This window comes from Nitrospira sp. Kam-Ns4a, from assembly GCF_965152595.1.
Genome location: NZ_OZ224218.1, coordinates 389,933 through 403,256, shown reverse-complemented (window position 1 = coordinate 403,256; position 13,324 = coordinate 389,933). Strand labels below are relative to the sequence as shown.

The following is a 13,324-nucleotide window of genomic DNA, read 5'->3' as shown; positions in this document are numbered from 1 at the left end:
GAGGCTGAACTTGGCAGAGATAACGCGTCGTCGAAGCGGAGAGTTAGTGCGGGGTGTGTTCAAGCTGCTCTTGGCTCACCCAGAGGGCCTACCGGCGAAAGTCGTGCTCGAGAAACTCGTTGAGACCGTCCCGCCAACCGAGTTCGAGAAGACCACATACCCGCGGCGCCCAGACGTTCGCCGCTACGAGAAAATCGTGCGCTTTTCCACGATCGGCCCGGTCAAGGCCGGATGGTTGGTGAAGAACAAGGGCCTGTGGACACTCACAGATGCAGGTCGCGGAGCGTACGAGCAGTTTGTGGACCCGGAACAGTTCATGAAGGAAGCAGGAAGGCTGTACCGCGAGTGGGTGGCCGAGCAGACTCAGGAACCCGGGACCCCTGTGGACGAAGGCTCACCGGACGCCGCGACGACCCTCGAAGAAGCGGAAGAAGCAGCGTGGACCGAGATCGAGGAACACTTGGAACAGATGAACGCGTACGATTTCCAGGAACTCGTCGCGGGCCTTCTTCGGGCAATGGGCTACCACGTGGCGTGGGTTTCACCCCCGGGCCCCGATAAGGGCATCGACGTCATTGCCCACACAGACCCCCTCGGCATTCAGGGGCCTCGGATCAAGGTTCAGGTCAAGCGGCGGAGCGACAGGACGACAATCAACGACGTGCGGTCGCTGCTCGCGCTCCTTGGGGAGGGAGACGTGGGGCTTTTCATCTCCACCGGAGGATTTACACGCGAGGCGGAAGACGAGACGCGGCGCCAGGAGAAGCGACGCATCATGCTCGTCGATCTGAAACGACTCTTCGATCTCTGGGTGGAGCACTACGACCGGATCCCCGAAGTGCAACGACGATTGCTACCCATTCGACCTGTGTACTTCCTCATCCCGAAGGAATGATGCGGTCTAACAACAGGATGAACCTGCCGGTCCGCTTCGCGACCCGCAGGTTATCCGGAGCGTTAGGCAGAAGCTGGCCAGTGGCATGAGAAAGCCCTATTGTGTGATTGATGGCCCGATACAAGTTTACCGACTATTTCGAGAAGGAAGTTTTGCGGAAGCGTCCGTACCTAAAGAGGGAGTGGTGCATTCGGGTTCTAGACAACCCGATAAGAAGTGAACATCAGGAAAAGAACCGGTACCGGTTTTGGGGCCACATCGAGGAACTGGAGGGACGGATATTGAGGGTTATCACCCTCGAAGACAAGGTGACGATTCACAACGCTTTTCCAGACAGAGGGTTCAAACCATGAAGCTCAATTATTATCCCGATACCGACTCGCTGTATATTGACCTTTCTGAGCGGCCAAGCGTCGAAAGCCGGGAGATTTCTGAAGGCATTGTTCTTGATTACGATGCCGAAGGACATCTTGTGGGTATCGACATCGACAATGCTAGCCGAAAGGTCGAGCTGAAGCAGCTTACACTCAGCAGGCTGCCGCTGATTGTGCAGACTATTTCTGCCTAACTCAGCGCTTCAGGCCGATGGCTTCCAGCGACGGCTGAGCTTTGCGTTGGACGGCAGGTGAAACGGGGGCATCGGTAACGACCATGAGCCGGGTTCGCGCGACCGACCGTGAGAACTCCAGTTCTGACCTCGACCGGTGGGTTCCCGAGGAGCTACGGTCGCTTCATGACCCACAGACTGCCATTCCGGCTATTGCGAAGAACCACCGCCTGCTGAGCCTCATCGACAACGCCGTTCGGTCGCTTCCCACACGGCATGCGCTCTATCTGTGCGATTCCAGAATGTTAGACCTCTCGCCACGGTCTGTTCACCTCGTCCTCACGTCGCCTCCTTACTGGACCCTCAAGCGATACCGCCACTCCGCGGGACAGCTCGGCGAGATCGCGGATTACGAGACATTCCTGCGCGAACTCGACCGGGTGTGGAAGCACTGTTTCGATGCCCTTGTCCCTGGCGGCCGTTTGATCTGCGTGGTCGGCGACGTTTGCCTCTCCCGTCGGAAGAACGACGGTCGGCATACTGTGGTTCCTCTTCATGCGTCCATCCAGGAGCACTGTAGACGGATCGGCTTTGATAACCTGGCGCCGATCATCTGGCACAAGATCGCGAACGCCGCCTACGAGGTCGAGAACGGATCAGCGGGATTCCTCGGAAAGCCCTACGAGCCAAACGCTGTTATCAAAAACGACATTGAATTTATCCTGATGCAGCGCAAGCCCGGTGGCTACCGCAAGCCTTCAGTTTCCGTGCGCGTGTTGAGCGTGATCTCGATGGAGAACTACCAGCGCTGGTTTCAGCAGATCTGGACGGGATTGACCGGTGCTTCCACGCGCGAGCACCCCGCCCCCTATCCCATGGAGCTGGCCGAGCGGCTGATCCGGATGTTCAGCTTCGTGGGTGACACAGTGCTCGACCCCTTTATGGGGACAGGGACCACGAACGCTGCGGCTGCGCGTTGCGGTCGCCACAGCATTGGTTGCGAGGTGGACGAACATTACTTTGATCTAGCTGAACGACGCATCAGGCATGAGAGCACGGGACTCTTCTCTTCCGTCGTCGTGGAAACCCATAAGCGCTAGCGGTGAGCGATGGCGCGGACCCATGATCATCTGGTCCAGGAAATCCAGCGAGCCGTTCGCCACTTTTGGCGCACCCGGGAACGGCAGGCGAAGGCTCAGGGTCGCAAGACCGGAGAACGGGACCGAGGGGCGCGGAGCGCTGTTACAGGCGGGGCACACCTCGACGGATTTGCCGATCTCATCCGAAAGCTGATTGTGGAGGCTGGAGTCAGCGACACCGCTGTCCACAGGCGCCGCCGGGTTGAACTGCCGGGCTACTACCGAGCAGAGAAGCAGTGGGATCTTGTCGTTGTCGTGGACGGTCGCCTGCTCGCCACCGTGGAGTTCAAGGCACAGGTAGGACCTTCGTTCGGTAACAACTACAACAACCGAACCGAAGAGGCGCTTGGAAACGCAACCGACTTCTGGGCCGCCTTCCGCGAGGGTGCCTTCCAGGGCTCACCACGGCCATGGCTCGGCTACATGATGCTCTTGGAGGAGGCCCCCGGCTCCATGCGCCCGATCGCCGTGGCGCAGCCCCACTTCCCCGTGTTTGATGAGTTCCGCGATGCCTCGTACGCAAAGCGATACGAGATCCTCCTCACAAAGATGGTGCGCGAGCGACTCTACGACGCGGCCAGTCTCATCCTGTCTCCGAGCGAGGCCGGCCGGAATGGAGCATTCTCAGAACCGTGCCGGGAATTACGCTTTGCGAATTTCGCAGAGAGTCTTGTAGCGCGTGCCATCGCCTATTCCAGGACGCGGATGTGAAGCTGAAGAGCCGTCCAACAACAGGATGAACCTGACGGTCCGCTGCGCGGCCCGCCGCTGAACCGGCGCGTTGGACGGACCGGCGTCAGAAAGAATCACCATCGTCGAGCATCAGGAAGGGCCGGCCGCTCGACAGCGGGTCGGTGAGCGTACCCATGGGAATAGGCCGGAAGACCAACCGTGGTGGGCCAGGATGGGTCTCGAAACGAAACGTGTCAGTTCCCCACTGGCTGCTTGTACTCCACCTCGAGTTCAAACCCCAGATCCGTGATCATCTGCCACACCTCCGGAGCGGGTTGCCCCGGCGTGGTGAGGTAGCCGCCGACGAAGAGCGAGTCGGCCGGGTAGAGCGCGAGGGGCTGGAGCGAGCGGAGGTTGTACTCCCGGCCGCCGGCCACCCGGATCTCCGTCCGCGGGTGCAGGAACCGGAACAGGCACAAGACCTTGAGGCAGCGCTGCGGGGTGAGCTGCCGGCAGTGCGCCAGCGGTGTGCCCGGCACCGGATGCAAGGCGTTGAGCGGGATAGAGTGCGGCTGCACCTCTCGGAGCGCCAGAGCGAGATCGATGACGTCCTCGTCGCGTTCGCCCATGCCGATGATCCCTCCCGAGCAGATCTCCAGCCCGGCCGCCCGCGCGTGCTGAATCGTCCGTAGCCGGTCGCCGAACGTGTGGGTCGTGCAGATCTCGCCGTGGTAGGCTTCGCTCGTGTTCAGGTTGTGGTTGATGCGGTCCACGCCGGCCGCTTTGAGCCGGCGGGCCTGGTCCTCGTCGAGCAGGCCCAGCGAGCAGCAGACCTGGATCGGAATCTCGCGCTTGATCGCGCGGACCGCCTCGCCGATCTCGGTGACCTCGCGGTCCAGCGGGCTCCGCCCGCTAATGACGATACAGTACCGCTGCGCCTTCGCGGCGGCCGCCCGGCGAGCCCCTTCGATCATCCGCTCCTTCGGCAGCAACCCGTACCGCTCGATCTCCGCGGTGGACACGGCGGACTGCGAGCAGTAGTGGCAGTCCTCCTGGCAGGCGCCGCTCTTGGCGTTCAGCAGCATCTGGAGCCGCACCTTGCGGCCGAAGTAGCGCGCCCGCACCTTGAACGCTGCGTCCAGCAACTCCAGCAGGCGCTCGTCGGGGGCGTTCAGCACGGCGCGGCACTCGCCGTGCGTCAAGACCTCGTCGCGCAGCGCTTTGTCGGCGAATCCCTGAAAGTCAGGCATGGCGTTGTCTCCGTGTGAAGGACTGGTCAGACCGTTTCGAAGGGCGAGGCCAGGCCATGGTAGGGGACGGACGGCGTCGCCACCGGCTCGTCTCGGTGGGCCTCTGGCCGGGCGGTGTCCACCCACGGCAGTGCGACCAAGGTGTTCCAGCGGCCACAGCGGTGGCAGCGCCCAGACCAACCCGCCGCCTCTGCCTGGCAGGCGCTGCAGACGTAGGGCACGACCACGCGCTTGTTGAACCCGAGCGCCTTCTTGAGCTCCCGGACGGCCTCCTCCATCTGCTGCTTCCGCAAGTACAGGTTTGCCATGATCTTGTGGTAGTCGGCCATCTGGTCCTGGGGGCCCTCCAGCGTCTGGAGGAGGTCGAAGGCGTCGTCGATCATCTCGAGCCGGTAGTAGAGCTTGCCCAGGTAGAACTTCAGCACGGCGTTGTGCGGATCGCGCTGGAGGGCCTCCTGGTAGATCCGGATGATCTCGCCTGGCTCCCCCATCTCCAGGCATAGCTCCTCCAGGCGATGGAGGATAATGATGTTCCCCGTCTTCTTGTACACCTTCTCCAGGATCTCCGCCGCGTTCTTGGTCTTGCCCTCGTGGATCAGGATTTCGCCGAGGCCGATGTAGGCGGGGAGGAAGTTCTTGTCGCGCTTGATGGCTCCGCGGAAGTAGGGGCGTGCCTTGTCGGGGTGGCCGCGCTCCAGGAACTGGCGCCCGACTTCGTACAGGATCCCTACAAGCATCTGGGTCTCGGCGCGCTGGTCCGGCTCGGAGAGCTTGACCTTCATGAGCCGATGCTGGATGTCGAGGGCGTCCGCCCATTTCTCCAGCCGGATGTACAGGTCGCGCTTGCGGAGCAGCACGGTGAGGTTGCCCTGGTCCAGCCGCAGGATCTCCTGGAGCGTCTGCAGGGCCTCCTCGAACCGCTTCGCGCCCTCGAGATCCTTCGCCAGAGCGAGCAGGACCTCGACGTTGCGCTCGTCGAGGCTGCGCGCGGTGCGGTGCAGGCGGATGGCCTCCTGGTAGTTGTGTTCCGAGCGGTAGATGTTCCCCAGCCACAGGAGCGAGTCAATGTGGTTGGGGTCGAGCGCGAGCGCCTTTTGGAACAGGCCGATGGCCTCGGCCGTGCGCTTTGAGAGGTAGGCGTGGGTGCCCTCGCGGTAGAGGGCCTCTACCCGCTCCTCGCGCCGGCGGAGCCGGGCGCTGCGCCAGTTCAGGATGAAGTGCTTGGTCTCGCGCACGCCTACCAGCAGGGTCACCGCCAGCGCCCCCGCCGCTATGGAGAGCAGGATGAGCGAGACGGTGCCGATCTCGAAGGCGGTCGTGGGGCTGGTGCGGAAGGTGATTGTCTCGGGGTTGAGCTCATGGAAGTAGACGTAGATGAAGCTGGCTCCGATGATCAGGAACAAGGTGATGATGAACCGGAGCATCGGCTACCCCTGATTCCGCGAGCGGGCGGACCGGCGCACGGGCGTGCGCACGGGGGCGGGCGCCGGGGGCGGCCCCTGGATCGGCAGGCGCACCCGTCTCGCGTCGGCCCACAGCTTCTCCAGCGCGTAATGCTCGCGCACGTCGGACTTGAACACGTGAACGATCACGTCCCCGAAATCCATCAAGATCCATTGAGCGGAGGTGAGACCCTCGATGCTCAGCGGAGGGATGCGTCGTCGGGACAGCGTGCTGTCCACGTGCTCCGCGATCGCTCGCACCTGACGCTCGGACTCCCCGGAGCACAGGACCAGATAGTCGGCGACGGAGGTCAGCTTGGCAACATGCAGCACCAGGACGTCATCGGCCTTCTTCTCGAGGGTCGCGGCGGCGATGGTGAGGGCTTTCGCCTTAGAGTCCGGTACGATCGGTTCCCTCCTGATATAAGTTGTGTCGAATTATATAGGATTCCACCGAGGCCGGCAACAGGGATGAGATGCTGAGCCCGCGTTTCACCCGGCTCCTGATCTCCGAAGCCGACTGCTCACAGGGGGGGAGCCGGAGCAGGGTGAGGCTGGTCTCGGGCGTGAGTGGGAGGTCGAGCCGGTCGCGCGTTCCGGCGTCTAGGGCGGCGAGCGCGGCCGGGTCCAGCGGCGGGAGCAGCGCTAGGCCGGCCAGGGACCGGAACAGGGAGCCGGGCCGGGAGATCACCGCGAAATGGCAGAGTTCGCGCAGCCGGGCGGCCTCCCGCCAGGTTGGAAACTCGAGAAAGGCATCGAGCCCCACGATGAAGAAGAGCTGACTGTCCGCGGGCAACGTCTGCCGGAGCGTCTGGACGGTGGCGATCGAGTAGGACTTCATCGTCTGTCGGGCTTCGATCTCGGAGAGCGCCAGAGACGGCTCCCCGGCGATCGCGAGCCGCACCATTTCGACCCGGTGCCGGACCGGGGCCAGGTCGCCGGCCGGCTTGTGGGGAGGATCACCGGAGGGAATAAAGAGGACCTGATCGAGCTTGAGCCGGTCGCGGGTCTCGGCGGCGACGCGCAGGTGGCACCGGTGAATGGGATTGAAGGTGCCACCGAAGAGGCCGATACGCATAGATCACAGCGAGCAGCTCACAGCGAGCCGTGAGCCGCCTGCAGACCGAACAAGGACCTCGGAGCTCTTGACCATTCGCTCTTCGCGGCCCGCTATAAAATCACCAGGTTGTCCCGATGGATCACCTCGTCATACTCCTGCTGGCCGATCGCTTTCCTGATCTCGGCGGTCTTGAGGCCCTTGATCCGGCTCAGGGTTTCCGAGGAGAAGTTCACGAGCCCCTTGGCGAACTCCTTCCCGTGCCGGTCGGCACAGCTCACCGCGTCGCCGGGGCCGAAGACGCCCGCCACCGCGACGATGCCCGAAGCCAACAGGCTCTTGCCGCGCTGGCTCAGCGCCTCCACCGCGCCGTCGTCCAGCGTCAGCGTGCCCTTCGGCCGCAAGGTGTAGGCGATCCAGTGCTTGCGGCTGCTGAACCGGCGGGACTTGGGCAAGATGAGCGTCCCGGCCTCGGTCCCCCCGAAGACTGCGGGCAGGAGGCCCGGCCGCTGGCCGTTGACGATGAGCGTCGGCACGCCGAACGCGGCGAGCTTCTTGGCGGCCTTGATCTTGCTCGCCATCCCGCCGGTTCCCTCGAAGCTGCTCGCGGTGCCGGCCTGGTCCTCGACCTCCTCGGTGATGTCGGCTACCAGTGGGACCAGGGCGGCCTGCGGGTTCTTCCGGGGATCCTCCGTGTAGAGCCCCTCCACGTCGGACAGGATCACCAGGAGGTCGGCGTCCACGAGATGGGCGACCTCCGCCGCGAGCTGGTCGTTGTCGCCAAACCGGATCTCGTCCACGGCGACCGTGTCGTTCTCGTTGATGACCGGGATCACGCCGAAGTCTAGCAGCGCGGTCAGCGTGTGGCGGGCGTTTAAGAACCGGCGGCGGTCGGCGAGGTCCTGATGCGTCAGCAGAATCTGCGCGACCTGCTGGTGAAGCCGCTCGAAGGCCTTCTCATAGGCCCACATGAGGCGGCTCTGGCCGACGGCCGCGGCTGCCTGCTTGACCGGCAGGCTCTTGGGGTAGTTCGGGAGCCCCAGCTTCTTGATTCCAGAGACGATCGCGCCCGAGGACACGATCAGGACGGCGCGCCCCTCCCGCTTGAGCGCGGTGATGTCCTCGGCGAGGCGTTCGATGCGGTCCGGCCGCAGCCCGGCGTCGCGGGAAGCCACCAGGCTGCTCCCGATCTTGACGACCAGCCGCTTGACCTGGCTCAGGATCTGGTCGCGCACGGCGCCCTCAAGGCGTCAACCTGCTGGCCGGTGAACCTGATCAGCTCGTCCAGCCCCTGGCGCGCGGCCGCCGAGACCGCGAAGCACTGGAGCCGCTTCCGCTTGCAGTACGACCGGAGCTTCTCCAACCGGGCCGGATCGGCAATGTCCAGCTTCGTGCCCACGACCGCGAAGGGCTTCTCGGCCAGCGCGGCGTCGTACGCGGCCAGCTCCTTCCGCAGGGTCTCGAGGCTCGCCACGGGATCCGCGGCGGCCCATTCCGAGACGTCCACCAAGATGAGCAGGAAGGAGGTCCGCTCGATGTGCCGGAGGAACTGGAGCCCCAGCCCCTTGCCTTCGTGCGCGCCCTCGATCACCCCCGGGATATCCGCGACGACGAAGCTCCGGTCCTCGGCCCAGGAGACCACCCCGAGGTTCGGCGTGAGTGTCGTGAAGGGGTAGTCTGCGATCTTGGGCCGGGCGGCCGAGACGGCCGCGATCAGCGTGGACTTGCCGGCGTTCGGCAAGCCGACGAGCCCCACGTCAGCGAGCAGCTTCAGCTCCAGCCGGAGCCAGCGCTCCTCGCCGGGCGTGCCGGGCTCGACGCGCGTCGGGACGCGGTTCGTCGGCGTGGCAAAGTGGGCGTTCCCGCGCCCACCGCGCCCACCGCGGGCCACGACACAGGACTGACCGTCCTCGGTCAGGTCGGCGAGGACTTCCCCGGTCTCGTCGTCGCGGACGATCGTGCCGACGGGGACGGGGATCACCACGTCGGGCGCCGTCTTGCCATGGCGGTTGCTCCCCTCTCCGGGCGCGCCGGACTTGGCCTGGTAGTGCTGCTGATAGCGCAGGTCCAGCAGCGTCGTGAGCCGGTGCGAGGCGACCAGGACGACGCTTCCGCCGTTTCCGCCGTCGCCCCCGTCCGGGCCGCCGCGCGGCACGTACTTCTCCCGCCGGAATGAACACACCCCACTCCCGCCGTCGCCCGCCTTCACGAAGATCCGGACCTCGTCAACGAAGAGCATCGTCCCGCTCGCAGCTTGCCAGGTTGGAACCGCCCTGGGGTTCCTCACCGTGGGGCGACAGTATAACTTTCACCTGCTGGGATGGCAAATGGGCCTGCGGCCGGCGCAGGGGCCTGCGGCCGGCGCAGGGGCCTGCGGCCGGCGCAGGGGCCTGCAGCCGGCGTCTTGACCCGCACCCCTTGCGAAGGCCCGCCGCTTTGGGAGATGATCGCACTCCGGGAGAAGCCTGGCGCCGTGACCACGATGGTTGATCCCACGCCGCAACTGACCGTTGCCGACGCGGTCGCGATCGCCCGAGACCGGTATGGGATCGCAGCTCGGGCGCAGCCGCTGCCGAGCGAGCGGGACCAGAACTTTCTGCTCGAGACAGCCGCCGGGCCCGAGTACGTCCTCAAGATCGCCAACGCGGCGGAATCCCGCGCGGTGCTCGAGGCGCAGAACGCGGCGCTCGAGCACGTGGCCCGCCACGTGCCCGCCGTGCGGTGCCCGCGTGTGCGGGAGACCCCGGCCGGCGAGCCAATCATCACGGTGGCCGGCCCCTCCGGCACGAGCCACTTCGTCCGCGTGCTGACCTACGTGCCCGGCCACCTGCTCGTGGAGGTTGCTCCGCACAGCCCCGGACTGTTGCGAAGCGTGGGCGCGCTGTTCGGACGGCTGGACCTGGGCCTGGCCAGCTTTTCCCACCCGGCGCTCAAGCGGGAGATCCCGTGGGATCTCAGGCGGGCCGGCTCGGTGGTCGCCGCCAACCTGGCGCACCTCGCCGATCCCGACCGGCGCGCCCTCGTCGAGCGGTTCCACCGACGGTTCGTCGAAGCGGTCGAGCCGGCGCTGTCCGGCCTGCGGACCAGCGTCATTCATCACGACGGGAACGACTACAACGTGCTGGTCACCGGGCTCGATCGCGCGGGCGGCGAAGCGACCGGGTTGCTGGACTTCGGGGACCTGATTGAGTCCTGCCTGCTCTTCGAGGTGGCCGTCTGCGCCGCCTACGCGCTGCTCGGGAAGACCGACCCCGTGTTCGCCGCCGCCCAGGTGGTCGGTGGCTACCATCGCGTCAACCCCCTGTCCGAAGCGGAGATGGAGCTGCTGCCCGCCCTGATCCCCATGCGGCTCTGCGTGAGCGTGGCCCTGTCGGCGGTCGGCCGGCAGCGCCGTCCCGACAACCCCTACCTAACCGTGTCCGAGGGACCGGCCTGGGCGGCTCTGGTCCGGCTTGCCGGGATCAGCCCGCGCCTGCTCCACTACGCGCTCCGCCGCGCCTGCGGGCTCTCGCCCTGCCCGAGGACTGGAGCGGTCGTGCGCTGGCTGGAGATGCACCGGGAAGCCATCGGGCCGCTGACCGAGCCGGACGTGCGGCGGCAGAAGCCGGTACCCTTTGATCTGGCCCCCAGCGGCACCGACCTTCTTGATGTGCCCGACCCGGCCGATCCGAAGGCCATGCGGGCCGCCCTTGACCGGCGGGTCCAGGAGGCCGGCGGCGGGTTGGGCATCGGGCGCTACGACGAGCCGCGCCTGATCTACTTGGGAGAGGACTACCAGCCCCCTGGGACCGAGGTGGAGGAATGGCGGACGGTGCACCTGGGGCTCGACCTCAACCTGGCGCCGGGTGCGCCGATTCTCGCGCCGCTGGCGGGCACGGTGCACAGCTTTCGCAATAACAGCGCACCGGGGGACTATGGCCCGACCGTCATCCTCCGGCACGAGCCGGAGCCCGGGCTCGAATTCTTCACGCTCTACGGGCACCTGGACCGCGAGTCCCTGGATGGCCTACGTGCCGGCCAGGCCGTCGCGAAGGGAGCTCGCATCGGGAGAGTCGGCAACTCCGCCGTGAACGGAGGCTGGCCGCCGCACTTGCACGTTCAACTGATCACCGACCTGCTGGACCACGCTGGGACGTTTCCCGGCGTCTGCGCGGAGCGGGACCGCGCGCTCTGGCTGAACCTCTGTCCCAATCCAAACCTGATCGCGCAGATCCCCGACGTCGTCGCGGCGCCGCGTGGCCGGAGCCCCGACGCCGTCCTGGAGGCGCGCCGGCGGTTCCTGGGGCCCAACCTGCGCGTCTCCTACGAGCGGCCCGTGATGCTTGTGCAGGGAGCGAGACAGTACCTCTATGACCATCTGGGCCGTCGGTACTTGGACGCGACCAACAACGTAGCCCACGTCGGCCACGGCCATCCCGCCGTCGTCGAGGCGGCGCGCCGGCAGATGGCTCGGCTCAACACGAACACCCGGTATGTGCACGATTTGCTCGTCGAGTACGCGGAGCGCCTGGTCGCGACCCTGCCGGCGCCACTGCGAGTCTGCTACTTCGTCTGTTCCGGCAGCGAGGCGAACGAGCTGGCCCTGCGCCTGGCACGGGCCCACACGAAGGGGACGGACTACATCGTCGTGGAAGGGGGCTACCACGGCAACACGGGGACGCTCGTGGCCCTCAGCCACTACAAGTTTGCGGGACCGGGGGGGGACGGCGCCGCGCCGCATGTCCAGACGGTGCCCCTGCCGGACTGCTACCGCGGGCCTTACCGCGAGGCGCGGGACGCCGGCCCCCGGTACGCGTCGCACGTGGGGGAGGCTGTCAGGCGCATCGGACGCGCCGGCCGGCGGGTGGCAGCCTTCCTGTGTGAGTCTCTGCCGAGCTGCGGCGGGCAGATCGTCCCGCCGCCAGGCTACCTGGCGGCGGCGTTCCGATTCGTGCGGGAGGCGGGCGGGGTCTGCATCGCCGACGAGGTGCAGGTCGGGTTCGGCCGGGTCGGCACGCATTTCTGGGGCTTTGAGACCCAGGGCGTCGTACCGGACATCGTGACGATGGGCAAGCCGATGGGGAACGGCCATCCGATCGGCGCCGTCGTGACGACTCCGGAGATTGCCGCCTCCTTCCATCAGGGGATGGAGTACTTCAACACGTTCGGCGGCAATCCGGTGTCTTGCGCGGTCGGCCTGGCGGTGTTGGATGTGATCGAGCGGGAGGGACTGCAGCGGCACGCGCTCGCGGTCGGCGCCTATCTGACCGATGCGCTCCGCTGCCTGATGGCGCGGCACCCGTGGATCGGGGACGTTCGCGGCACGGGACTGTTCCTGGGCGTGGAACTGGTCCGGGATCGGGAGATGCGGGAACCGGCGGGCAGAGAAGCGGCCTACGTGGCCGAGCGGCTCAAGGACTACGGCGTCCTGGTGGGCACCGACGGCCTCGCGCACAACGTCCTCAAGATCAAGCCGCCCATGTGCTTCACGAAGGGGGACGCGGATTGGCTCACCGCTGCACTCGACCGCGTGCTGAGCGAACCGCGCCTCAGAGCCCTGCGGGCCGAACGGTGAAGGGAGGATGCAGGGGCCGGGAGGCCCGCCTCAGGAAGTCTGCTGGGGGGGATAGACGCTGACCCTCGGCCGGGCGTCGCCGCCTTCGAACTTGACCACGCCGGAAATCCGGGCGAACAGGGTGTGATCGCGGCCCAGGCCGACGTTGAAGCCGGGATGGAACTTGGTCCCGCGTTGCCGGACGATGATGGCGCCTGCCTTGACGCGCTCGCCGCCGTAGGCCTTCACGCCGAGGTACTGGGGATTGCTGTCCCGCCCGTTCCGTGACGACCCGCCACCTTTTTTGGATGCCATGGCTGCTGTCCCTCGCTGCTTACGCCGTGACGATGTCGGTGATGCGGATTTGCGTAAAAGGCTGCCGGTGGCCCTTGGTCCGCCGGTAGTTCTTCCGCCGCTTCTTCTTGAAGATCATCATGGACCGGGCGCGGCCCTGAGCCACGATCTCCGCGGTGACGCGCGCGCGCTCGACCTGGGGGCGTCCGATCACGACGCCGTCTTGCCCTGATACGAGCAGGACGCGGGTCAGCTCGACCATCCCGCCGACTTCGCCGGGGAGTTTCTCGACCTTGAGCACCTGACCGGGCACGACCCGATACTGCTTGCCCCCGGTCTCGACGATCGCGTACATGGGGCCTCCTTGAAGAGAGCGGGCTTATGTATCACGGCCCTGTCCGGGCTGTCAAGCGCGCGGCCCTGCGCCGACGGCCTGCCGGCTGGAGGCTCCGACGCGAGAGTTGCAGCGGCGGCGCCAGCGGCTCTACCATACGG

14 protein-coding genes are annotated in these 13,324 nt (G+C 66.1%); 6 read left to right on the top strand and 8 right to left on the bottom strand.

What is annotated here, in order from left to right:
• Nucleotides 1-10 precede the first annotated feature (10 nt).
• The 5 genes from ACWHYQ_RS01985 (at nt 11) to ACWHYQ_RS01965 (ending at nt 3,292) form a co-directional block, all read left to right on the top strand.
• Entirely contained in the window at nt 11-895 is an 885-nt protein-coding gene (locus ACWHYQ_RS01985; protein ID WP_447974091.1) for a restriction endonuclease, read from the top strand.
• A gap of 110 nt (nt 896-1,005) precedes the next feature.
• On the top strand, nt 1,006-1,248 hold the full coding sequence (locus ACWHYQ_RS01980) for a hypothetical protein (RefSeq protein WP_447974090.1): 243 nt from the start codon (nt 1,006-1,008) through the stop codon (nt 1,246-1,248).
• On the top strand, nt 1,245-1,463 hold the full coding sequence (locus tag ACWHYQ_RS01975; RefSeq protein ID WP_447974089.1) for a DUF2283 domain-containing protein: 219 nt from the start codon (nt 1,245-1,247) through the stop codon (nt 1,461-1,463). Before ACWHYQ_RS01980 ends, ACWHYQ_RS01975 begins: the two co-directional genes overlap by 4 nt.
• Nucleotides 1,464-1,546: 83 nt before the next feature.
• Nucleotides 1,547-2,542 (top strand): DNA-methyltransferase, encoded by a 996-nt coding sequence (locus ACWHYQ_RS01970; protein ID WP_447974088.1) that lies wholly within the window; start codon nt 1,547-1,549, stop codon nt 2,540-2,542.
• Nucleotides 2,543-2,551: 9 nt separating this feature from the next.
• The gene (locus tag ACWHYQ_RS01965; protein ID WP_447974087.1) at nt 2,552-3,292 is read left to right on the top strand and encodes a PaeR7I family type II restriction endonuclease; all 741 of its coding nucleotides are present in this window, start codon (nt 2,552-2,554) and stop codon (nt 3,290-3,292) included.
• A gap of 215 nt (nt 3,293-3,507) precedes the next feature.
• Here ACWHYQ_RS01965 and bioB read toward each other — a convergent pair whose 3' ends face one another.
• From bioB to obgE, 6 genes are all read right to left on the bottom strand, one after another.
• On the bottom strand, nt 3,508-4,503 hold the full coding sequence (gene bioB / locus ACWHYQ_RS01960; protein ID WP_447974086.1) for a biotin synthase BioB: 996 nt from the start codon (nt 4,501-4,503) through the stop codon (nt 3,508-3,510).
• Between the two features lie 26 nt (nt 4,504-4,529).
• On the bottom strand, nt 4,530-5,927 hold the full coding sequence (locus ACWHYQ_RS01955; RefSeq protein ID WP_447974085.1) for a tetratricopeptide repeat protein: 1,398 nt from the start codon (nt 5,925-5,927) through the stop codon (nt 4,530-4,532).
• A gap of 3 nt (nt 5,928-5,930) precedes the next feature.
• Nucleotides 5,931-6,320, bottom strand: a complete 390-nt coding sequence (gene rsfS, locus ACWHYQ_RS01950; protein WP_447975506.1) for a ribosome silencing factor — start codon at nt 6,318-6,320, stop codon at nt 5,931-5,933.
• Between the two features lie 16 nt (nt 6,321-6,336).
• Entirely contained in the window at nt 6,337-7,023 is a 687-nt protein-coding gene (nadD, locus tag ACWHYQ_RS01945; RefSeq protein ID WP_447974084.1) for a nicotinate-nucleotide adenylyltransferase, read from the bottom strand.
• Between the two features lie 92 nt (nt 7,024-7,115).
• On the bottom strand, nt 7,116-8,237 hold the full coding sequence (proB, locus tag ACWHYQ_RS01940; RefSeq protein WP_447974083.1) for a glutamate 5-kinase: 1,122 nt from the start codon (nt 8,235-8,237) through the stop codon (nt 7,116-7,118).
• On the bottom strand, nt 8,219-9,241 hold the full coding sequence (gene obgE / locus ACWHYQ_RS01935) for a GTPase ObgE (protein ID WP_447974082.1): 1,023 nt from the start codon (nt 9,239-9,241) through the stop codon (nt 8,219-8,221). Before obgE ends, proB begins: the two co-directional genes overlap by 19 nt.
• A gap of 243 nt (nt 9,242-9,484) precedes the next feature.
• On the opposite strand from obgE, the gene ACWHYQ_RS01930 reads away from it, so the two are divergent.
• Nucleotides 9,485-12,556 (top strand): aminotransferase class III-fold pyridoxal phosphate-dependent enzyme, encoded by a 3,072-nt coding sequence (locus ACWHYQ_RS01930; protein ID WP_447975505.1) that lies wholly within the window; start codon nt 9,485-9,487, stop codon nt 12,554-12,556.
• A gap of 30 nt (nt 12,557-12,586) precedes the next feature.
• Here the strand turns inward: ACWHYQ_RS01930 and rpmA are convergent, their stop codons facing one another.
• Both rpmA and rplU read right to left on the bottom strand, forming a co-directional pair.
• Entirely contained in the window at nt 12,587-12,850 is a 264-nt protein-coding gene (rpmA, locus tag ACWHYQ_RS01925; RefSeq protein WP_447974081.1) for a 50S ribosomal protein L27, read from the bottom strand.
• 19 nt (nt 12,851-12,869) lie between these two features.
• A complete protein-coding gene (gene rplU / locus ACWHYQ_RS01920) occupies nt 12,870-13,184 on the bottom strand; it encodes a 50S ribosomal protein L21 (RefSeq protein ID WP_447974080.1) in 315 nt (104 codons plus the stop codon).
• Nucleotides 13,185-13,324 lie beyond the last annotated feature (140 nt).

Excerpts from the sequence above, each read along its gene's own strand:
- ACWHYQ_RS01970 (WP_447974088.1), top strand. The coding sequence starts at position 1,547 with ATGAGCCGGGTTCGCGCGACCGACCGTGAGAACTCCAGTTCTGACCTC.
- rplU (WP_447974080.1), bottom strand. The coding sequence starts at position 13,184 with ATGTACGCGATCGTCGAGACCGGGGGCAAGCAGTATCGGGTCGTGCCC.
- ACWHYQ_RS01980 (WP_447974090.1), top strand. The coding sequence starts at position 1,006 with ATGGCCCGATACAAGTTTACCGACTATTTCGAGAAGGAAGTTTTGCGG.
- nadD (WP_447974084.1), bottom strand. The coding sequence starts at position 7,023 with ATGCGTATCGGCCTCTTCGGTGGCACCTTCAATCCCATTCACCGGTGC.
- ACWHYQ_RS01955 (WP_447974085.1), bottom strand. The coding sequence starts at position 5,927 with ATGCTCCGGTTCATCATCACCTTGTTCCTGATCATCGGAGCCAGCTTC.
- ACWHYQ_RS01975 (WP_447974089.1), top strand. The coding sequence starts at position 1,245 with ATGAAGCTCAATTATTATCCCGATACCGACTCGCTGTATATTGACCTT.
- ACWHYQ_RS01965 (WP_447974087.1), top strand. The coding sequence starts at position 2,552 with ATGGCGCGGACCCATGATCATCTGGTCCAGGAAATCCAGCGAGCCGTT.
- rpmA (WP_447974081.1), bottom strand. The coding sequence starts at position 12,850 with ATGGCATCCAAAAAAGGTGGCGGGTCGTCACGGAACGGGCGGGACAGC.
- obgE (WP_447974082.1), bottom strand. The coding sequence starts at position 9,241 with ATGCTCTTCGTTGACGAGGTCCGGATCTTCGTGAAGGCGGGCGACGGC.
- ACWHYQ_RS01930 (WP_447975505.1), top strand. The coding sequence starts at position 9,485 with ATGGTTGATCCCACGCCGCAACTGACCGTTGCCGACGCGGTCGCGATC.
- bioB (WP_447974086.1), bottom strand. The coding sequence starts at position 4,503 with ATGCCTGACTTTCAGGGATTCGCCGACAAAGCGCTGCGCGACGAGGTC.